This window comes from Streptomyces sp. NPDC053474 (assembly GCF_044544845.1).
Lineage (GTDB): Bacteria > Actinomycetota > Actinomycetes > Streptomycetales > Streptomycetaceae > Streptomyces.
This window is the reverse complement of sequence record NZ_JBITXV010000004.1, coordinates 152,013-170,854: the sequence shown is the minus strand read 5'-3', so window position 1 is coordinate 170,854 and position 18,842 is coordinate 152,013. Positions and strand designations below refer to the sequence as shown.

General features: G+C 73.4%; 18 protein-coding genes, 1 other RNA gene and 1 pseudogene. 10 read left to right on the top strand and 10 right to left on the bottom strand.

Annotation, left to right across the window (positions count from 1 at the left end; genetic code table 11):
• The first annotated feature begins 11 nt into the window (after window positions 1-11).
• The 5 genes from ACIG3E_RS10660 to ACIG3E_RS10640 all read left to right on the top strand — a co-directional run bounded on the left by ACIG3E_RS10660 (window position 12) and on the right by ACIG3E_RS10640 (window position 5,062).
• Complete coding sequence (locus tag ACIG3E_RS10660; protein ID WP_399609712.1) at window positions 12-323, top strand: pore-forming ESAT-6 family protein; 312 nt, start codon at window positions 12-14, stop codon at window positions 321-323.
• A 59-nt stretch (window positions 324-382) separates the two neighbouring features.
• Window positions 383-772, top strand: a complete 390-nt coding sequence (locus ACIG3E_RS10655; protein WP_399613871.1) for a DUF6507 family protein — start codon at window positions 383-385, stop codon at window positions 770-772.
• Window positions 769-3,027 carry a hypothetical protein gene (locus tag ACIG3E_RS10650; RefSeq protein ID WP_399613869.1) on the top strand — a complete coding sequence of 753 codons (2,259 nt, stop codon included), beginning with the start codon at window positions 769-771 and terminating at the stop codon, window positions 3,025-3,027. The genes ACIG3E_RS10655 and ACIG3E_RS10650 overlap by 4 nt, the downstream gene beginning before the upstream one ends.
• 30 nt (window positions 3,028-3,057) lie before the next feature.
• The gene (locus ACIG3E_RS10645; protein WP_399613868.1) at window positions 3,058-3,522 is read left to right on the top strand and encodes a hypothetical protein; all 465 of its coding nucleotides are present in this window, start codon (window positions 3,058-3,060) and stop codon (window positions 3,520-3,522) included.
• A 154-nt stretch (window positions 3,523-3,676) separates the two neighbouring features.
• The gene (locus ACIG3E_RS10640) at window positions 3,677-5,062 is read left to right on the top strand and encodes a DUF6177 family protein (RefSeq protein WP_399613865.1); all 1,386 of its coding nucleotides are present in this window, start codon (window positions 3,677-3,679) and stop codon (window positions 5,060-5,062) included.
• A gap of 53 nt (window positions 5,063-5,115) precedes the next feature.
• Here ACIG3E_RS10640 and rnpB read toward each other — a convergent pair.
• The 5 genes and pseudogenes from rnpB to ACIG3E_RS10615 all read right to left on the bottom strand — a co-directional run bounded on the left by rnpB (window position 5,116) and on the right by ACIG3E_RS10615 (window position 8,482).
• Window positions 5,116-5,519, bottom strand: an RNA gene (rnpB, locus tag ACIG3E_RS10635) — RNase P RNA component class A.
• 118 nt (window positions 5,520-5,637) lie between these two features.
• Window positions 5,638-6,420, bottom strand: a pseudogene (locus ACIG3E_RS10630) (DMT family transporter); the annotation flags it as partial.
• Between the two features lie 104 nt (window positions 6,421-6,524).
• Window positions 6,525-7,421: an AraC family ligand binding domain-containing protein gene (locus tag ACIG3E_RS10625; protein ID WP_399613863.1), complete on the bottom strand. Its 897-nt coding sequence runs from the start codon at window positions 7,419-7,421 to the stop codon at window positions 6,525-6,527.
• 95 nt (window positions 7,422-7,516) lie between these two features.
• On the bottom strand, window positions 7,517-8,035 hold the full coding sequence (locus ACIG3E_RS10620; RefSeq protein WP_399614810.1) for a TetR/AcrR family transcriptional regulator: 519 nt from the start codon (window positions 8,033-8,035) through the stop codon (window positions 7,517-7,519).
• A gap of 33 nt (window positions 8,036-8,068) precedes the next feature.
• On the bottom strand, window positions 8,069-8,482 hold the full coding sequence (locus tag ACIG3E_RS10615) for a DUF4260 family protein (protein WP_399613860.1): 414 nt from the start codon (window positions 8,480-8,482) through the stop codon (window positions 8,069-8,071).
• A gap of 123 nt (window positions 8,483-8,605) precedes the next feature.
• On the opposite strand from ACIG3E_RS10615, the gene ACIG3E_RS10610 reads away from it, so the two are divergent.
• Together ACIG3E_RS10610 and ACIG3E_RS10605 are read left to right on the top strand one after the other, a co-directional pair.
• The gene (locus ACIG3E_RS10610; RefSeq protein ID WP_399613857.1) at window positions 8,606-9,406 is read left to right on the top strand and encodes a MerR family transcriptional regulator; all 801 of its coding nucleotides are present in this window, start codon (window positions 8,606-8,608) and stop codon (window positions 9,404-9,406) included.
• Window positions 9,394-10,074: a hypothetical protein gene (locus ACIG3E_RS10605; RefSeq protein WP_399613854.1), complete on the top strand. Its 681-nt coding sequence runs from the start codon at window positions 9,394-9,396 to the stop codon at window positions 10,072-10,074. The genes ACIG3E_RS10610 and ACIG3E_RS10605 overlap by 13 nt, the downstream gene beginning before the upstream one ends.
• Here the strand turns inward: ACIG3E_RS10605 and ACIG3E_RS10600 are convergent.
• Window positions 10,061-11,509, bottom strand: coding sequence for an RNB domain-containing ribonuclease (locus ACIG3E_RS10600; protein WP_399613852.1), 1,449 nt, complete (start codon window positions 11,507-11,509; stop codon window positions 10,061-10,063). The genes ACIG3E_RS10605 and ACIG3E_RS10600 overlap by 14 nt on opposite strands.
• A gap of 200 nt (window positions 11,510-11,709) precedes the next feature.
• On the opposite strand from ACIG3E_RS10600, the gene yaaA reads away from it, so the two are divergent.
• Together yaaA and eda are read left to right on the top strand one after the other, a co-directional pair.
• Window positions 11,710-12,510, top strand: a complete 801-nt coding sequence (yaaA, locus tag ACIG3E_RS10595) for a peroxide stress protein YaaA (protein ID WP_399613850.1) — start codon at window positions 11,710-11,712, stop codon at window positions 12,508-12,510.
• Window positions 12,511-12,583: 73 nt separating this feature from the next.
• Window positions 12,584-13,216 carry a bifunctional 4-hydroxy-2-oxoglutarate aldolase/2-dehydro-3-deoxy-phosphogluconate aldolase gene (gene eda / locus ACIG3E_RS10590; RefSeq protein ID WP_399613848.1) on the top strand — a complete coding sequence of 211 codons (633 nt, stop codon included), beginning with the start codon at window positions 12,584-12,586 and terminating at the stop codon, window positions 13,214-13,216.
• Between the two features lie 114 nt (window positions 13,217-13,330).
• Here the strand turns inward: eda and ACIG3E_RS10585 are convergent, their stop codons facing one another.
• The 4 genes from ACIG3E_RS10585 to ACIG3E_RS10570 all read right to left on the bottom strand — a co-directional run bounded on the left by ACIG3E_RS10585 (window position 13,331) and on the right by ACIG3E_RS10570 (window position 17,503).
• Complete coding sequence (locus tag ACIG3E_RS10585) at window positions 13,331-14,668, bottom strand: bifunctional RNase H/acid phosphatase (protein ID WP_399613845.1); 1,338 nt, start codon at window positions 14,666-14,668, stop codon at window positions 13,331-13,333.
• Between the two features lie 9 nt (window positions 14,669-14,677).
• On the bottom strand, window positions 14,678-15,421 hold the full coding sequence (locus ACIG3E_RS10580; protein WP_399614807.1) for a zinc ribbon domain-containing protein: 744 nt from the start codon (window positions 15,419-15,421) through the stop codon (window positions 14,678-14,680).
• Window positions 15,418-16,296: a Nif3-like dinuclear metal center hexameric protein gene (locus ACIG3E_RS10575; protein ID WP_399613842.1), complete on the bottom strand. Its 879-nt coding sequence runs from the start codon at window positions 16,294-16,296 to the stop codon at window positions 15,418-15,420. The genes ACIG3E_RS10580 and ACIG3E_RS10575 overlap by 4 nt, the downstream gene beginning before the upstream one ends.
• Before the next feature lie 166 nt (window positions 16,297-16,462).
• Entirely contained in the window at window positions 16,463-17,503 is a 1,041-nt protein-coding gene (locus ACIG3E_RS10570) for an ABC transporter substrate-binding protein (protein ID WP_399613840.1), read from the bottom strand.
• 217 nt (window positions 17,504-17,720) lie between these two features.
• Between ACIG3E_RS10570 and ACIG3E_RS10565 the strand changes: the two genes are divergently transcribed.
• Window positions 17,721-18,830 (top strand): hypothetical protein, encoded by a 1,110-nt coding sequence (locus tag ACIG3E_RS10565; RefSeq protein ID WP_399613837.1) that lies wholly within the window; start codon window positions 17,721-17,723, stop codon window positions 18,828-18,830.
• Window positions 18,831-18,842: the final 12 nt, after the last annotated feature.

The window sequence follows — 18,842 nt, the reverse complement described above, 5'->3', positions numbered from 1 at the left end:
AGGGGTTTGTCATGGCGGGAAACCAGGACCGGCGTTCGTACGACACGGGTGCGTCGGCGGATGTGCAGGGCGGTTTGCACGTCATCATCGGGCAGCTGGAGCGGGTCCTCGGCGACCGTGACCGCGCGGTGAAGGCGGCGATGGCCGACTACCAGGCCGACGGCGTCTCGGACGAGTACCACGGCAAGGAAGTCCGCTGGAACAAGGCGGCCAACGAGGTACGCGAGATCATCCGCCTCGTACGCTCCACGCTGGAGGAGAACGACGGCACGGCCCAGACGACGCTGTCGCGCGCGCGGGCGGCGGTGAACAACATCGGCTGAGCGCGACAGGCCATAGCTCGCGCATGTAGGTGCACAACGGGGATTCACAGGGGGTTGTCGTGACGGGGTGGGACATCTCGCCGTCGGGGGTGTCGTCGGTGACGTCGCTGGTGGGGCTGGCGATGGACGACGTGGCCAAGGACGTCAAGGCGTACGGAGAGAATCTGAAGAGCGCGGCGGCCTCCGCGGGCACGCTGGGCGAGGCGTCCTGCGGCTCGGACGCGACGGGGCCGATCGGCGCGGCGCTCACGCTGTTCGCGCAGGAGACCGCGCACGACGTGCTGTTTCTCGGCGCCCGGGCCGCGAAGTCGGTGAACGGGGCGCACGAGGCCACCACCTTCTACGTCATTGGTGACCTGCACATGGCGACGATCGCCCAGTTCCGGTCCCTGGCCGCACCCGTCGTCGACCTGCCGGGCGTAGGTGGCAAGCAGGACGGCCACAAGTGATCGACCCGACGGACATACCGCAGTTCACAGGCAGCTTCGAACAACTGGAAAAGGACATATCGGCGCTGCGGAGCAATGCCGTGGGCATTCGCAACGGCGGGGCCTCGGTGCACTCCCGCTTCCAGATGCTGGGCGCCTACTACAAGGCACCGGAAGCCGATGACCTGTTCGCCACCACCCAGCCGGTGATGGACAGGGCCGATTCCTTCGCGGGGAATCTGGAGAAGGTCGCCGATGCCCTGGAGACCTTCGTCTCCGAGGCCCGGCCCTTCGCCAAGCGGCTGGACCGGCTGCGGGCGCGCGCCGTGGCTTTTGTGGCCAGTGTTGAGGGTGACGACGACTGGACCGAGGACCAGGACAAGGTCGATGAGCATCAGCAGCTGATGCGTGACGTTGCCGCCGCGAAGAACGCCTTCGAGGAAGCGGAGCGGAACGCGGCTTCCAAGATTTCCGCGATCGTGGGCGGCCCGAAGTTCGTCGTGGATGACGGCAGTCACAAGGCGAACAAGAAGGAGGTCATGTACGGATATGACCTCGACACCCTGAACAAGGCCAAGGAACTGCCCTGGGGGACTCCGGAGAGCCGCACCTACGAGCCCGGCAGCGTGGACTGGTTCGTGCACGGCGCCAAGTCCTACATCTGGGACGGCCTGATAATCGACGGCGCATGGGCCGGTCTGAAGGGCCTCGGCACACTGGCCGGTATCGGCGAGGGCGACACGAGCGAGGCGTGGAGCAAGCTCGGAGACGTCCTAGGCGGCATAGGCCAGTACACGGCGAAGCCCTACGACTGGGCCATGGACCAAGCGTTCGGCCCCGACGAGGAGAGCGCCGGGGAGAAACGGCAGAAGCAGGCCGCCAGGGACTTCGCGAAGGCCGTCGTCGCCTGGGACCAGTGGGACGAGAATCCCGCACGGGCCGCGGGCACGGCCACCTTCAACATGCTCACGCTGGGCGCGGCACCGATGGGAGCGGCATCCGCCGCGGCCAAGGGCGGCAGCATCGCGGCCAAGGGCGCCGGTGCCCTGGCCAAGGTCGGCAACGCCATCGACCCCGTCGTCCTGGGAGCACGAGCCACCGGGAAGGCCATCCGCTCCCTGCCGAAGCTCTCCGAGGTCACCAGCCGCCTCCGCACCGGCCTCGGCCTCACGCCCGACCGCGGTGGCGTGTACAGCGAGATCCCCCTCGACGACGGCTCCAAAGTCGTCATCAAGGACGGCAAGTGGGTCCGGGTCAACGCGGACGGCAAACCGATCACTGAAACACCCCACCAGGAATCCCCCGCCCACCAGCGGACCCAGCCGGAGAACGCTCCCACGCCTCAACCAGAACCCGCCCTGGTCGGCTCCGGCGCACAGTCTTCCCACGGTGGTGCGGTCGATGGCCTGTCACCGCGGGCCGGTCATGGGAGTGCAGGCGGGCACTTGCCACCCCAGGCCAGTCACGACACCGCGACTGGAGGCGGCGGTAGTGCTGCTGCTCGTGGCCCTGAACCGGCACCCGGCAGAGACGGTGGCGATCATCACTCCGCCAACAACTCATCGGGGAGCCCCTCCCGACCCAGCGGGACCGACGCCCAGCATCCCGGCGCGGGCGAGCCGAGCCATGCGCCGGATCCGCGGGGCTCGGGCAGTGGAGGGCGAGCCGGTGACGACGTGCCGGACACGCATGGAGCGAATGACGGAGCCGAGCCTGTCCGAGGCGAGGACGCGGAAGCGTCCAGTGCCGCCCACGATGCCGATGCCGGGAATCACCCCGGCCCGACCAGGCCAGAGTTGCTTCCCGCGGATGGCCCGCTCACACTGGACGACGTTCGCAAAACGCGCCATCCGCGTACTCGTTGGGAACGCGGTGAAGAGTTCCACCGGCAGATGTTCGGCGGGGCCCCGGAACGCCACTACCCGGTTCCCACGAATGCAGACCCTGTGTATCCAGTTACGGCATCGGGCGGGCGGAAGGTCGACGTGCCGGTCGACATGCCTGACGGCCGTACGCTCGCGGTCGAAGTGAAGACGTACCGCGAATACCGCACGATTACGTTGCATGACGGCACCAAGAAGGCAGTCAAGGGCGAAGTCCCGCTCAGCAAACACATAAAGGAACAGATCCACAAGGACATAGCCTTGAGGCGGATCGATCCAAAGTATGATCCACGCTGGTCGTTCACCCATGCTGGCCCCTCGGCCGAACTCAGGGATTACCTGAAGAAGGCCAGGATCATATTCCTTGAGTACGGCCCCACTCCCAAGCAGTAGACTTGCCGCAAGGCGATTGAAAGGCTAAGCATGATGCAGGACGGAACGCCGGAAGAGGTCGACGCGGAAACCCAGGAATGGGCCGAGGGGGCACATCAGAACGTCGGTCACCTTGCAGACATGTTGGGTATTGCGCGCGATCGGTTTGAGGCGGATCCACTGGAACTGCTGCCCGGGCTCCAGAACTACGTTTCACGCCTGCCTCTTGACCAGTTCGAACAGTCGGACTGGATCACACTGCACAGTGACCTCACTTCGTTCCTCGGCGACGTCCTCGTTCGTCGACGTGGAGCCGCCTGGACCCGTGTCGACGATCCCGGTTCACCAGCCGGATACCGCTACTACATCCAGGCCTTGGGACTCGATGGTGAAACGCATCGGGTAGAACCGTATGACGTCGTCATGGAAGAATTCAGGAATCCCCCCATCGAGATTGCCAGGATGATCGCTAACGCGGAAGTGGTGCTCCGCGTCTCGCCAAGTCTTGATGAGTGAACTGCGGCCCTGAGGCCGCTGGTCTCTGTCGCCCGGTTCACGGTGGAGCGATCCCCGTAGATGTCGAGTTGGCATACCAGCCCAAGTACCTGCTCCAGCGCGCCTGGCCCGGCGAGCATTCCATCCGAGCGCACCTGACGGAGATCGAACAACCGTGACCAGGGACGTCATCGCCCTCACCCCGTCCATGCCCGACCCCAAGACCGTGCTCGCCGGGCTGTTCGCGGGTGGGCCCGACGTCAGGGTCGGGACGCTGGCGGACGGAGCCGTCGTACAGCTGTGTGCGCCGAGCGGGCTGCCGTTGGTGTCGGTCGAGACGCCGCTCCTCGTTCAAGTGCCCGGCGAGGCCGAGCGGTTGCTCGGTGATGACGTGCCCGCACCCGACGGCCCCTTCTGGTGGACGGAGGCCCGCGCCGCCACCGCCTGGGACGAAGCCGGGCGGCTCGCCGGGTCCTTCGCCGGGCGGGTGACGGCCGTGCTCGGCGGCAGCGTGTGGCCTCCGCGAACCGCCCACACCGAGGTCGTCGAACTCCCCGCCGACCTCCCGGCCCCGGATCAGGCGCCCCCGCCCGCCCTCGACGTACTGACCGACAAAGCAGCCGTCGTCATCCAAGACCGCCCCATCGTCGCCATGACCAGCTGGATGTCCGACGCCCTGCGCATCGCGACCGCCGCCGACCGCGCCCTGCAGATCGTCACGCCGCCCCACGCCCGCCTCTCCCCTGCCACCCGCACGGCTCTCCAGGGCCACCCGAACCGATGGGTCGTCCAGCACCCGGACAGCGGCTACTACGACGGCCTCTCGGGTGCCGTACTGCACTGGCAGGACGGCCAGTTCACTCCCGTACGCGAGGAAGACGGCACAGCGCGCCCAGCAGCAGCCTTCGCACCCGACACCGACTCAGGCGAGCGCCAGCTGCTCCTCTCCATCCGCGCGCGGCACCCGGCGGAGGACGGTCTCGTACTCGCAGGTGCGCTGGAAACCGCCTTCCGGCACCTCACCGGCGCCCCGCCCGCGGGCTGGAGCACGGCAGAACCCGTCAACCTGCCCTGGTCACGTCGCCAGGTCACCGACCTGGCCCGCCGCCGCGCGCCCCGGCCCACCTGGCTCATCGCCGTCGGAAACCCTTCCCGTCCCGCCCTTGCCACGGTCCGCGTCTCCCGTACGCCCGCCGGGGTCGAGGAGGACATCACCCTCGCGGTCGGCTTCGGCCCGGACGAGCCGCCCGCCCTCGACGCCATCGCACCCCTCGCCGAAGCCCTGGCCGCCGAGCACGGCCTCGCCTCCATGCTCACGAGCCTGCGCGCCGCCCGCCGCGACCTGACCGTCCCGCCACGCTGGGAGACCCCACCGATCCCCCTCGCCTTCACCCTCGGCCCCGACGCCGTACGGAAGGTCGGCCTCGCCCACGCCCGCCGCCCACCGATCGACGCCGCCCCCGTATCCCTGGGCCCCGCCCTGCACTATCCCCTGGGCGACGGCAGCGACCCCTCCGCCTGGGAAACCCTGAAGGCACTCACGCGCCACCTCAACGCCTAGCGAATACGCGCTCCTCGGCCGCACGCCACGGCCGGGCGATGGAGGTGGGGAGGCAGACGAGTCGGGCTGTACGCCGGGTTCTGTCGCCCGGGCGCCTCGCGGCGGCCGGGGAGACGGCCATCCATCTAGGACCGGCGTTGCCGCCGGCCTCGTGCGGTCTACCCGCGGACTCGGGCGGGCAGCCCTCGGTCGTCCGCGCAGGGCGCCTTTTACAGCGCCCCTCTTGACCTTGCTCCAGGTGGGGTTTACCTAGCCGCCTGAGTCACCTCAGGCGCTGGTGGTCTCTTACACCACCGTTTCACCCTTACCGAGGACCGAGGTCCCCGGCGGTCTGTTTTCTGTGGCACTGTCCCGCGGGTCACCCCGGGTGGCCGTTAGCCACCACCTTGCCCTGTGGAGCCCGGACGTTCCTCGGAGAGGTCCGCAAGGACCTCCACGCGGCCGTCCGCCCGGCTCGTCTGCCGTGTCGACCATGGTACCCGCCGTGACCGGCCCCGCGGTGCCGAGGCCGCCGTGGCCAGGAACGAGCCCGCCAGGATCAGGGTGAAGGCGGCCCAGAAGGCAGGGGTGAGGCGCTCGGAGAGGAAGACGACGCCCGCGATCGCCGCCACCGCCGGGTTGATGTACGTGAAGACGACGGCCCGGGTCGGGCCCGCCTCGTGGATGAGTTCCAGGAAGACCACGAAGGCCAGGGCCGTGCAGATGACGCCGAGGCCCGCCAGGGCCGCGAGCGTCGTGGCGTCCGGGACCTCGCTCGGCCAGGTCGCCGCCGCCGCGGGGGCGTACACCAGGGCCGCGAGCGTCAGGCACGGGGCGATCAGCTGGAGCGTGGGCACCTGCCGGAGGTGGCGGGCCACGATCAGCGGGGCCGTGGCGTAGCCGAGTGCCGTGATCAGGACCTCGGTGAGCGACCAGGCGTCGCCGCCCGTCAGGTGCGGGACGGTGAGGACCGCGACCCCCGCGAAGCCCAGGCCGAGGCCGGTCAGACGGCGGCCGCCGAGGCGTTCGGCGGCGCCGAAGAAGCGGGCAAGGGCGGCGCCGATGATCGGCACCGCGGCGATGAGCAGGCCCGCCGTGGAGCTGGACAGCTGCCGTTCGGCGTCGGTCAGGGTCCACCAGGGGCCGAGGATCTCCACGGCGGCGAAGGCCAGCATCGGGCGCCAGTGGGTCTTCAGTACGCCGGGGAGTCCGCCCTGGCGTATCGCGAAGGGCAGCAGCAGCGCGGCGCCGAGCGCGCAGCGCGTGAACACCACCATGGACGGTGTCAGTTCACTGTCGACCGCCACTTTGATCATGAGGTACGGGATGCCCCACAGGACACCCATGAGCGAGAAGAGAAACCAGCCTCGTGCCGTCATGTCCGCAGTGTGCGGAGGGCGGGTGGGCGGTGTCTTGAACGGTGTTGCAGGCCCGGGCCCCGGGCGCGGGCCCCGGGCGCAGGCCCCGGAGGCGGGCGCCGGGCTCAGGGCACGGCCACCCCGCGCACGCTCCTCCGGTACGCCGCCGGCGTCACCCCGAGCACCCTCCTGAACCAGCGCGTCAGATGGGCCTGGTCGGCGAAGCCCACCACGGTCGCGACCTCGGCCGGTCGGCGCCCCGCCTCCAGGAGCGCGCGGGCCCGGGCGACGCGGTGCTGCGCCAGCCAGGCGTACGGCGGCATCCCCATCGTCGTACGGAAGGCGCGCAGCAGCTGGTAGCGGGACAGACCGGTTTCGGCCGCCAGCTCGGCGAGCGTGGGCGGGGTGCTGAGGTCGTCCGCCAGCCGGTCGCGGACCGCGAGGGCCAGGGCGGCCGCGCCCGGGACCGCGTCGGGGGCGGGGCGCGCGCTGCCGTGGCGCCGGGCCAGCGTGCTGAGCAGCCAGGCGACCCGGGACTCGGCGGCCAGGGCGGTGAGGGGGTCGGCGCCCCCGCCCCCGCTCAGCTCGGTGTGCGCCGCGTACAGGGCCGCCGCCAGCTGGCTGTCGTCCACGACCGCCTCCCTGAAGTGCGGCAGGTCGCTGGCCGCGTCGGCCAGCAGGTGCGGGGCGGGGTACATCGCGCGGTACGCATAGCCCTCGCCCAGGGCGGGGCGGCCGGTGTGGGGCTCGCCGGGGGCGAGGACGACCACGGCGCCGGGGCCGATGTCCAGGCGGCCGCCGCGGTAGTCGATGATTTCGCTGCCCGCCACGCAGACGCCCACGGTGTACTCCTCGTGGGCGTGGGGGGCGTAGCGGTGCCGGTCGAAGCGGGCGGTCAGTAGGTCCAGGGTGACTCCGCCCCCTAGGGGGGCTCGGGTCCAGATCGCGCGTTCGCCGCCGCCCCCGCGTTCACCACCCCCCGCGTTCGCCGCGCCCCCACGTGCCCCTTCCCTGCCCGTCATCCCCGTTGCCCCCGTGCCTCCGTGCTGGACGTGCCTTGCCCGGTCGTCGCGTCACTGCGGATCCGTCGTGGCTGGTCGCGCAGTTCCCCGCGCCCTTAGGGGGCGGCCCCCTCGAACGCCGCCACTCCCCTCTTCCACGCCTCCCCTAGGTCGACCCCCTCGGGAAAGCGGCCGTGGATCTCCAGGATGACCATGCCGTGGGCGAAGGCCCATACGGCGCGGGCCCGTTCCACGTCGCCGTCGCACACGCGCAGGAGCGGGGCGGCCGCCCGCTCCTCCAGGCCGGGCGGCAGGGCGTGGCGGGGCAGGGGGCGCTCGGTGGCCAGGCGGTAGAGGTGGGGGTGGGCCAGGGCGTGGGCGCGGTAGGCCTCGGCGAGGGCGGCGAGGGAGCCGGGCGCGCGGTCCACGGCGGCCTCGCAGGCCGCGGCGGACTCGGCGAGCTGCTGGGCGATCAGCTCGACCTCGACCGCGGCCTTGTCGGGGAAGTGCTTGTACAGCGAGGGCGCCTTGATGCCGAGCCGGTCGGCGAGGGAGCGCATGGTCAGGGCCTCGGGGCCCGCCTCCTCCACGAGGGCGCGGGCCGCCGTGACGATCTCGCGGGCGCGGGCGGTCAGTCGCTGGTCGGCCACGCCGGAGCCCTTCCTCGGTCAGCCACGCTGGAACCCTTCCTTCGTACGCAGTCCATAGCCGAAGGCGCGATCGTACGAGATGTGGGCGAGCCAGGCGCACAGGGCCGCGAACGCGGGGGGCCAGGTGAGGGGCGCGACGGTGTAGAGGGCCATGAGGGCGAGGGGGACCAGGGCGCGGTGGGCCGCGTTGTAGTACGGCACGGCGCGCGGCGGGAGCTGGCCTCGGGCCATGCGCGGGGCCTCGCTCAGGCCGACGAAGAGGGCCAGGTCGGGGGCGAGGGCGAAGAGGAGCGCGGCGGTGCCCGCGGGCCAGCCGTGGTGCACGCCCTCCAGGACGGCGAAGGCGGTCCAGAAGACGGCGGCGGCGAACCAGCCGACGCGCGCGGCCGTGCGGCCCTGGGCCTTTGGTGCGGGGGTGGCGACGGTGGACATGAGGTCTCCTCCGAGTGTGGCTAACAGCGTTAGCCACACCGTATGGCTAACGCTGTTAGCCGTCAAGGCGGAGGCAGGGCGGAGGCTTGACCTTGCCGCGGCGTCAACGTTTCTACTGAGGGCATGCGGATCGGAGAGATCGCGGCGGCCGTCGGCCTGACGACGCGCGCCATCAGGCACTACCACCACCTCGGACTCCTTCCCGAGCCGGTGCGCCGACCCAACGGCTACCGCTCGTACGGCCTGCGCGAGGCCATCGCGCTCGCGCGGATCAGACGCCTCACCGAACTCGGCCTCGGCCTCGACGAGGTGCGGGACGTGCTCGCGGACGACGCCGGGCGCGAGCTGACCGAGGTCCTCGCCGAGCTCGACGAGGACCTGGCCCGGCAGGAGGCGGCCGTCCGGGAGCGGCGCACCCGGCTCGCCGAGCTGCTCCAGCTGTCCAGGCAGGGGCTGCTGCCCGGCGACGGTCCCGTCTCGCCGGGGCTCGCCGACCTGTTCGCGCGGCTGTGGCCCGCCGACTCGGCGAGCGCGGCGAAGGACCTCGAACACCTCGCCCTGTTCGACGCCATCGCCGAGCCGGGCCTGCGCGAGCGGCTCTACGCGACGCTGCGCGAGGTCGCCGACGACGCCGGGCTCAGCGCCCGAATGCGGCAGGTGTACGCGCGCCTGGACGACCTGGCCGACGCGCCCGCCGACGACCCCCGGGTCGTGCCGCTAGGCGAGGACCTCGCCGGGCTCGTGCCCGACGGCATCCTCGCGGCCCTCGCGGGCGGAGGCGAGGACCGCGAGGCGCCCGGCGGCCGGGCCCGCCTCGGCACCGCCTTCGGGGACGCGTTCCTCGACGACTTCGCGCCCGCCCAGGCGGCGGCCGTACGGCACATGCTCAAGCTGCTCACCGGGACCCCGCGATGGTCACCGTGACCGCGCCGGTACGGGTGGCGCGGCGGCTGCTCGCGCACGAGCTGCGGGGGCTGCGCGGCCTCGGCCCGTGGGCGGCGCGGCGGCGCCACGGGGTCGGCCCCGGCGACCGGGCGGCGGCGTACACCGGCCCGCAGACCCCGACGCTCTTCGCCTTCGCCTTCCTCGCGGTGGTCGAGACGGTCGTGCTGGCCGTCGTCGTGCCGTGGCCGCTCGTGCACGCCGCGCTGCTGTTCGTCGACGCGTACACCGTGCTGCAGATCATCGCCCTGCACGCCGCGTGCGTGACGCGGCCCCACGTGGCGGGCGCGGACGGCTCGCTGCGGGTGCGCTACGGCCAGCTCCTGGACCTGCGGATCCCGGCGCCGCTCGTCCGCGGCGTCCGCGTGGACCGGCGCTATCCCGAGGGGCGCGCGCTCCGCTTCGGCGCCGACGGCACGGTCGACGTCTCCGTCGGCAACCAGACGACGGTGACCGTGGAGCTCGCCGAACCCGTCGCGTTCGTCCGCCCGCTGGGGCGGACGGCGTACGCCCGGGTGGTGCGGCTGCACGCCGACGACCCGAAGGGACTCGTCGACGCGCTCCGCGGCGCCCAGGAGCGGCGGGCGGCGGTGGCGGACCGCCCGGCGCCGGTCCCGCCGGAGCCGCACGGCCTCGTCACGCGGGAGTGAACAGGACCTTCGCCTCGGCGGGGTCCGCCCGCGCCAGGCGGACGCGCAGGCGTTCGCCCAGGGGCAGCCGGGCCGCGGCCGACTCGACGCGGGCGACGACGACGGGGTCGGTCAACTGGACGGTGCCCACGGCCGGTTCCGCCTCCTTCACGTCCACGACCACCGCGTCGAAGAGCTCGCCCACGCGGTCCTTGAGCAGGGCCGCCTCGACGATGTCGACGCTCGCGCGCTCCACGGCGTTGCCGCGCCGCGTGCCCTCGGCCATCTCCTTGGGCAGGCCGGGCAGGGCCGCGAGCACCCACTCCGGGGGCGCGGCGTCCGCGCACGCGGCCAGGCACAGCTCGGCCGCGTACCGGTCGACGAGGCGGCGCAGCGGCGCCGTGCAGTGCGCGTACGGCGCGGCCACCGCGGCGTGCGTCGTCAGCTCGGGGACCTCGCCGCCGCTGAACGCGGTGTACCCGGCGCCGCGCAGCAGCGTCGTGCACTCCTGGAGGAACGCGGCGTGGCGGGGCAGGCGCGGGTCGAGGGAGCGGACGAGCGCGGCGTACGGGACGTGGTGCGGCCAGTCGATGTCCAGGGCCCGCGCGGTTCTGCGCAGACGGCCGACCGCGCCGTCCGGGGCCGTCGGCAGCGTCCGCAGGACGCCCGTACCGTAGTCGATCATGAGTTGCGCGGCGGCCATGCCCGTGAGCAGGGAGATCTGGGCGTTCCAGCCGTCTGCGGGCAGGGGCGCGCGGTAGGCGAGGGCGTACGTGTCGCCGCCCGGGCCCTCGACGACCTCCTGCTCGGGGACGTTGAGGGAGATGCCGCCGCGCTCGACCTCAAGGCGCTCGCGGAGTCGGCCGATGTCCGCGAGCAGCGCGAGCGGCTCCTCCGCGGTGCCCGCGTCGATGCTCCGCTGCACGCCGTCGTAGTCGAGCTTGGCGCGGCTGCGGACCAGGGCGCGGCGCACGTGGGCGGACTCGGTCCGGCCGTCCGCGTCCAGGTCGAGCGTCCACACCAGCGCCGGGCAGGTCTGGTCCGGCAGCAGGCTGGCCGCGCCCTCGCTGAGGGCGGTCGGGTGCAGCGGCACCTTCTCGTCGGGGAAGTAGAGGGTGGTGACGCGCCGGTGGGCCTCGGTGTCGAGCGGGCCCTTCGGGGTGACGTACGCGGCCACGTCGGCGATGGCGTACCGCACGCGGTAGCCGCCGCGCGGCCGCCGCGACAGGTGCATGGCCTGGTCCAGGTCGACCGAGGTCGGCGGGTCGATCGTGAAGAAGGGGACGTCCGTCGCGTCCTCGTCGGGCAGCCGCGGGGCCGCGGCGGCGCGCTCCGCCTCGGCGGTGGCCCGCGCCGGGAATTCCTCGGGTACGTCCAGCCGCGTGCGCAGGTTCCGCAGCGCCGCCCGCAGCGGGGCCTCGGCTGCGCCGGTCACGCGGAGCTTGCGCCGGGGCATACCCCGAGCGTAGGCCCGGTCCTCTCGGGGGGCATCCGCGTGTCGTCACCTGCGGGCCCCGTCGTGGCTGGTCGCGCCCACGCGGCGGAGCCGCATATCGGCACAGTCCCGCGCCCCTGGGGAGCCACCGCTCAGCGCGCCACCCCGTACGCTGTCGCGGGGGCCGAGCCCCGGCCCCGTATCCCCCAAAGGAGAAGACCTTGCTCGTCCTGCTGCCGCCGTCCGAGGGTAAGGCCGCCTCCGGGCGCGGGGCGCCGCTCAAGCCGGAGTCCCTGTCGCTTCCGGGGCTGGCCGAGGCCCGGGCCGCTGTCCTGGACGAGCTCGTGGAGCTGTGCGCCGCCGACGAGGAGAAGGCGCGCGAGGTCCTCGGCCTCAGCGAGGGGCTGCGCGGCGAGGTCGCCAAGAACGCCGAGCTGCGCACCGCGGGGGCCCGGCCCGCCGGTGAGATCTACACCGGCGTCCTGTACGACGCGCTCGACCTGGCCACGCTCGACGCCGCGGCGAAGCGGCGGGCCGCGCGCTCCCTGCTCGTCTTCTCCGGCCTGTGGGGCGCGGTCTCCGTCGCCGACCGCATCCCCTCCTACCGCTGCTCGATGGGCGTGAAGCTGCCGGGCCTCGGCGCGCTCGCCGCGCACTGGCGCACCCCGATGGCGGCCGTGCTCCCCGAGGCCGCGGGGGACGGTCTTGTCCTGGACCTGCGCTCCGCGGCGTACGCGGCGGCGTGGAAGCCGAAGGGCGAGGTCGCGGGGCGGACCGCGACGGTACGGGTGCTGCACGCGCGCGTGGTGGACGGAGTGGAGCGGCGCTCCGTCGTCTCCCACTTCAACAAGGCCACGAAGGGCCGCGTGGTGCGCTCGCTCCTGACCGCCGGGGCCGCGCCCGCCTCCCCCGCGGAGCTGGTGGAGGCGCTCCGGGACCTCGGCTACGCGGTGGAGGCGCAGCCGCCCGCGAAGCCGACCGCGGCGTGGTCCCTGGACGTGGTGGTGCGGGACATCCACTGAGGCCACCGCCGCGCTGTTGCAGGGAGTGCAACGGGCTTTGCGGAGGGTGGTGGCGGCGAGGCACGATGCCCCCATGGACACCCCCGCCGCCCAGGCCTCCGTGCTGGACCTCGCCCCCGTCATCCCCGTAGTGGTGGTGGACACCGTCGACGCCGCCGTGCCGCTCGCGCGGGCGCTCGTCGCGGGGGGCCTGCCCGCCATCGAGGTCACGCTGCGCACGCCGGTGGCCCTGGACGCGATCCGGGCGATCGCCGCCGAGGTCCCGGACGCGGTGGTGGGCGCGGGCACGGTCCTCTCGGCGGACCAGGTGAAGGCCTCGGTGGACGCGGGCGCCCGGTTCCTGGTCAGCCCGGGGTGGACGGACGCGCTCCTGGAGGCGATGAAGGGGGCGGGCGTCCCGTTCCTGCCGGGCGTCTCGACGACCTCGGAGGTCGTGGCGCTGCTCGAACGCGGCGTGCGCGAGATGAAGTTCTTCCCCGCCGAGGCGGCCGGGGGCACCGCCTATCTGAAGTCGCTCGCGGGCCCGCTCCCGCAGGCCCGCTTCTGCCCGACGGGCGGCGTCTCCGCGGCCTCCGCGCGGTCGTACCTGCGGTTGGCGAACGTTGGCTGCGTGGGTGGCAGCTGGATGCTCCCCGCGGAGGCCGTCGCGGCCGGGGACTGGGCGCTGGTCGAGTCCCTGGCCCGCGAGGCGGCGGGCCTGCGCTAGGCGCCTCGCTGGAATTGCCACGATCGGTCGTCGATCGACTGCGGATCCATCGTGGCTGGTCGCGCCCACGCGGCGGAGCCGCACATGGACACAGCCCCGCGCCCCTTCGGGGGCCTAGCGCAGGTGCCCCGTGTCATTGAGGAGGCGCACGCTGGCGTTGCCGTCCGCGTAGTACGCCACGGCCGACAGCGACGCCGCCGACAGCTCCATGCGGAACAGCGACTCGGGCGGCGCGCCGAGCGCGAGCCGGACGAGCGTCTTGATGGGCGTGACGTGCGTGACGAGCAGCACGGTGCGGCCCGCGTACGCGGCCTGGAGTTTGTCGCGGGCCGCCGAGACCCGGCTCGTGACCTCGGCGAAGGACTCGCCGCCCGGCGGCGCGACGTTCGGCGAGGCGAGCCAGGCCGTCAGCTCGTCGGGGTAGCGCTCGCGCGCCTCGGCGAAGGTGAGGCCCTCCCAGGCGCCGAAGTCCGTCTCGCGCAGCCCCGGTTCCAGCTCGACGTCGAGGCCGAGCCGGGCGGCGACCGTGCGGGCGGTCTCCTGGCAGCGCAGCAGCGGCGAGGAGACGACGGCCTGCACGGTGCCGCGCGCGGCGAGCGCGGCGGCGACCCGGACGGCCTGCTCCCGGCCCGCATCGGACAGCGAGGGGTCGCTCCCGCCGCTGCCGGAGAAGCGCTTCTCGGGCGTCAGCGGGGTCTCGCCGTGCCGCAGCAGTACGAAGGTCGCGGGGGCGCCGAGGTCGGCGGGCGCGGCCCAGCCGACGGGCGGGGTCGCGGTGTCCGCACCGGTGCCGGAGGAGGCGGAGGTGCCGGAGGAGGCGGAGGTGTCCGCCGCCACCGAGTGCGCCGCGCGTACGTCGGCGGCCACGGCGTCCGCGACCACGACCGCCCCGTCGGCGGCCTTGCCCGTCGCTCCGGCGAGCGCCGCCCGGGCCTTGGCCGCGCCCGCGGCCGCGTCGCCGGGCGGGCCCGCGGGCTCCGCGGCGGCGCGGGACGCGGCGCGCAGGTCCGCGGTGGACGCCGAGGGCGACCAGTGCTCGCCGCGCTTGCCCGCGTCCATCGCCTCGTTCGCCAGGCGGTCCGCGTGCTTGTTCTTCTCGCGCGGGATCCACTGGTAGGTGACCTGCGCACGGGGCAGGACCGCGGCCGCCTCGGCGGCCAGGGGCTTCATGTCGGGGTGCTTGATCTTCCAGCGGCCCGACATCTGCTCGACGACCAGCTTGGAGTCCATGCGGACGCGGACCGTCGCGTCGGGGTCCAGCTCGCGGGCCGCCTTCAGGCCCGCGACCAGGCCCTTGTACTCGGCCACGTTGTTCGTGGCGACGCCGACGTACTCGGCGGTCTCGGCCAGCGTCTCGCCGGTGACGGCGTCGATGACGACCGCGCCGTAGCCCGCGGGCCCCGGGTTGCCCCGGGAGCCGCCGTCGGCCTCGACGATGAACTCCTGTGCCACGCGCGCCCCTTACAGACCGGACTCGGAGGTGCGCACCAGGATGCGGCTGCAGTTCTCGCAGCGCACGACCTTGTCGGGCGCGGCCGCCTTGATCTCGTTCACCTCGGTGATGTCCAGCTCCAGGCGGCAGCCCTCGCAGCGCCGCTGGTGGAGCTTGGCCGCGCCGATGCCGCCCTGCTTCACGCGCAGCCGGTCGTAGAGCGCGAGCAGGTCGGCGGGCACGGCCCCGGCCACGACCTCGCGGTCCTTGGTGACCGCGGCGGTCTCGCGGTCGAGCTCGGCCTGCGCGACGTCCCTGCGGCCCGTCGCGTCGTCGAGCTTGGCCTGCACGGAGGAGACCCGCTCGGTCAGCTCGGCGACGCGCTCCTGCGCGGACTCGCGGCGCTCCATGACCTCCAGGACGACGTCCTCCAGGTCGCCCTGGCGCTTGGCGAGGGAGGCGATCTCCTTCTGGAGGTTCTCCAGGTCCTTGGGCGAGGTGACCGCGCCGGAGTCCAGGCGCTGCTGGTCGCGGACGGCGCGCTGGCGCACCTGGTCCACGTCCTGCTCGGCCTTGGTCTGCTCGCGGGCGCAGTCGCTCTCCTCGGTCTGCGCGGCCACGAGCAGGTCGCGCAGCTGCGTGAAGTCCTTCGTCAGCGACTCGATCTCGGCGTGCTCGGGCAGCGACTTGCGCTTGTGCGCGAGCTGCGCGAGGCGGACGTCCAGGTCCTGGACGTCGAGGAGACGGATCTGGTCGGCGGGCGCGGCGTTCAGTTGGGGGCTCCAAAGGAATCAGAAGGGGCGCCGAGGGCGCTCCCTGCGGGGGACGACGCCGCGTGGGCGGTCCAGGGGTCGGTGACCGTCTTCGAGACGTGGACGCGAAGGCCCCATCCGTGCCGGTCGGAGATCTGGTCGAGCTGGGCGGCCGCCAGCTCGCACCAGGGCCACTCGGTGGCCCAGTGCGCGGCGTCGAGCAGCGCGAGCGGTGCCTCGGCGCGGGCCTCCGACACCGGGTGGTGGCGCAGGTCGGCGGTGAGGAAGGCGTCGACTCCCGCGGCGCGCACGGCGCCGAAGAGGCTGTCGCCGGAGCCGCCGCTGACCGCGACGGTACGGATGAGCTGCTCGGGGTCGCCCGCGACGCGGACGCCCTGCGCGGTGGCGGGCAGCCGCCGCGCCGCCTGCTCGGCGAACTCGGCGAGGGTCAGTGGGTGTTCCGGCTCACAGATCCGGCCGAGCCCGCGCCGCCCGTGCTCGTCGGCCGGGTCCGGCACCAGGGGGCGCAGGACGCGCAGGCCGAGGGCGCCCGCGAGGGCGTCGGAGACGCCGGGGTCCGCGGTGTCGGCGTTGGTGTGGGCGACGTGCAGCGCGACGTCGTTCTTGATCAGGTCGTGGACGACCCGGCCCTTGAACGTCGAGGCGGCCACCGTCGTCGTACCGCGCAGATAGAGCGGGTGGTGGGTGACGAGCAGGTCGGCGCCGAGCCGGACCGCCTCGTCGGCGATGTCCTGGACGGGGTCGACGGCGAACAGGACCCGGGAGACCTCCTGGTCCGGGTCACCGCAGACCGTGCCGACCGCGTCCCACTGCTCGGCCCGCTCCGCGGGCCACAGGGCGTCGAGCGCGGCGATGACTTCAGACAGACGGGGCACGTACGAAAGGCTACCTGTAGGTCCTGCGCGCCTGAACCGGCGCCGCTCTCGCCGACCTGGCCGATCGCCGCCGGTGACCCCCGCTCCCCGGCCCCAGTGATCTTCGCCACAGGCGCCCGGGAGGCACCGGCGCCCGGGGGACGGCCGCCCGGGCGCCGGGTGCCCGCTACTTGGCCAGGTAGCCCTTGAGGTCGTCCAGGACCGCGTCGGCCGCGGTCACGCCGAGGCCCAGGTACCAGGTCTCGTCCGGGACGTTCTTCGCCCGGCCCTCCCGCACGGCGTCGAGCTTCTTCCACAGCGGGTTGCGCTCGGCGGCGGCGCGGCCGGTCTTCTTCGGGTCGCCGTAGACGCCGGTGAAGATCCAGTCGGCGTCCGCCTCGTCGATCCTCTCCGGGCTGATCTCCGTGGCGAGGTCGTTGACCTGCTGGTTCTTGGGCCGGGGCAGGCCGACGTCGTCGAGGATGGTGCCGATGAACGACGCCTTCGCGTACAGGCGGACGCGGTCCGGCAGGTACCGCAGCATGGTGACGGTCGGCTTCTTCGGGCCGAGCTCGTCACCGAGCGCCTTCGCCTTCTTCTCGTACGCGCCGAGCTGGGCCTTGGCCTCGGCGGACTTGTCGAGCGCGGCCGCGTTCAGGAGGTAGTTCTCCTTCCAGGTGAAGCCGGGGCGCACGGAGAACACGGTGGGGGCGATCTTGGAGAGCTGCGGGTAGAGCTTGGCGGCGCGCAGCTCGCTGCCGAGGATCAGATCGGGCTTGAGCTTCGCGATCGCCTCCAGGTTGAGGGAGTTGATCGTGCCGACGTCCTTGGGGCTGCCCGCCCGCTTCTTCAGATAGCCGGGGACGCCGTCGTCGCCCTCGGTGGGCGCGTAGCCGACGGGCTTGACGCCGAGGGACACGACGTTGTCGAGCTCGCCGACGTCGAGGACCACGACCCGCTGCGGCCGCCGCTCCAGCTCGGTCTTGCCCATGGCGTGCGTGAGGGTGCGCGGGAACTGGCCGGGCTTGGCCGTGGTGCCCATCCGCGCGGTCCGCTCGGCGGCCTTGGCGAAGTCCTCGCCGCCCTGGGCCACGGCCTTGCTGCCGCCGCCGTTGTCGCTCTTGCCCGAGCCGTCGCCGGAGCCGCAGGCCGCGAGGGCAAGCGCCCCGGCCACGGCGAGGGCCGCGGCGGCGGTGGCGCGGGCGGGTCGACGGCGTCGTACGGACATGCGGTACTCCAGGGGGACGTGCGGGGCGCACGGGGCCGAGGGGGCGGACCCGTACGCAACTTAGGTTTACCTAACCATATCCGCTCCCCCACCCAGCACACTCACCCCCGGCTTCTCAGGCGATTCAGGACATCACCACACGTACGCGTGAAGCGACCGGCCTCGGATGCCACGCCAGAACGTGCGAAAACTAGCGTCGCGAGCGGAGGTGACCCCCATGACAGCGCCTGTGGCCGAGCCCTCACCGCCCGCCGCCCCGCGGCGGGGACCCGCCCCGGCCGCCGTCCTCACCGCCGACGGCGCCTACGCCGCCCGGCTCACCCACACCGGCGGCTCCTGGTACCCCGAGCGCTGGACGCTCGACTCCCCCGAGCCGTACGCCGTGCCGCTGCCGGGGCACCAGCCCGAGGAGCCCGGCACGGCGGTGCACCCGATGGCCGACGGCCGCGTCCTGGTGCACCGGCGGGCCGCGGGCCGGCACGTCTTCGCGCTCCTGTACCCCACCGGGCCCGGCACCGGCGAGGTGGCGCTCGGCGGTGTGGAGTGCGCGGGCGCGGAGCTGACGCTGCTGCCGCCCGCCCCGGACGGCACGTACGCGTACGCCCTCGCGGCGGGCGAGCGCTCCACGGCGGTGTGGCTGGTGGCGGGCGGCTCGTTCGGGCCCGAGCACCTCGCCGAGGTCCCCGGCCGCTGCACCGGCGGCGTCTGGCTCGACGGCACCAACCGCATGCTGGCCCTCGACCGGGAGCTCGACGGGCTGACCAAGACGGTGGCCGTCGACCTGGAGCGCGGCGGCGAGGTGACGCCGCTGCTCCAGATCGCGGCCGACAGCGACGACCGGCTGCTGCTCGCCGACGCCGCCAGCGGGCTGCTGCTCCTGCGCTCCGACGCGCCGGGCGAACCGCGCCTGGGCTGGGGCGTGTTGGGCAGTACGCATCCGGTGCGCTTCCCCGAGTGCCTGCGCCTTCCCGGGCACGGGGCGACGCCGTTCGCGATCCAGCCCGGCCAGGTCCTCCTCCCGGAGGCCTGCGCGGTCGCCCTGCGCCTCGACGCCGCCGACCCCGCGTCCCGCCCCGCGCTCTGCGCCTGGCGCCCCGCGGACCGCAGGGTCCAGCAACTCGCGCCGCCCGACGGCTGGTTGCCCGGCGTCGGCCACTGGACGCCCGAGGGCGTGCTGCGCCTGCCGTACGCCGGTGGGGCGGTGCCGTGCGGGGTCGCCCGGGTCGAGGTGCCCGGAGCCCCGGCCGCGCGGGGCAGCGCCCCCCGGGCCGCCCGGCCCGTGCCCCTGCAACAGGCACCCCTCGGGGGGCGCGCGGCGGGCGGTTAGACTCGCCCGCCG

What these genes read in the sequence shown, in the direction of transcription:
- ACIG3E_RS10605 (WP_399613854.1), top strand. Translation starts at nt 9,394, where the DNA reads ATGGTCACCGTGACCGCGCCGGTACGGGTGGCGCGGCGGCTGCTCGCG.
- ACIG3E_RS10570 (WP_399613840.1), bottom strand. Translation starts at nt 17,503, where the DNA reads ATGTCCGTACGACGCCGTCGACCCGCCCGCGCCACCGCCGCCGCGGCC.
- ACIG3E_RS10600 (WP_399613852.1), bottom strand. Translation starts at nt 11,509, where the DNA reads ATGCCCCGGCGCAAGCTCCGCGTGACCGGCGCAGCCGAGGCCCCGCTG.
- ACIG3E_RS10625 (WP_399613863.1), bottom strand. Translation starts at nt 7,421, where the DNA reads ATGACGGGCAGGGAAGGGGCACGTGGGGGCGCGGCGAACGCGGGGGGT.
- ACIG3E_RS10660 (WP_399609712.1), top strand. Translation starts at nt 12, where the DNA reads ATGGCGGGAAACCAGGACCGGCGTTCGTACGACACGGGTGCGTCGGCG.
- eda (WP_399613848.1), top strand. Translation starts at nt 12,584, where the DNA reads ATGGACACCCCCGCCGCCCAGGCCTCCGTGCTGGACCTCGCCCCCGTC.
- ACIG3E_RS10565 (WP_399613837.1), top strand. Translation starts at nt 17,721, where the DNA reads ATGACAGCGCCTGTGGCCGAGCCCTCACCGCCCGCCGCCCCGCGGCGG.
- ACIG3E_RS10615 (WP_399613860.1), bottom strand. Translation starts at nt 8,482, where the DNA reads ATGTCCACCGTCGCCACCCCCGCACCAAAGGCCCAGGGCCGCACGGCC.
- ACIG3E_RS10645 (WP_399613868.1), top strand. Translation starts at nt 3,058, where the DNA reads ATGATGCAGGACGGAACGCCGGAAGAGGTCGACGCGGAAACCCAGGAA.
- ACIG3E_RS10610 (WP_399613857.1), top strand. Translation starts at nt 8,606, where the DNA reads ATGCGGATCGGAGAGATCGCGGCGGCCGTCGGCCTGACGACGCGCGCC.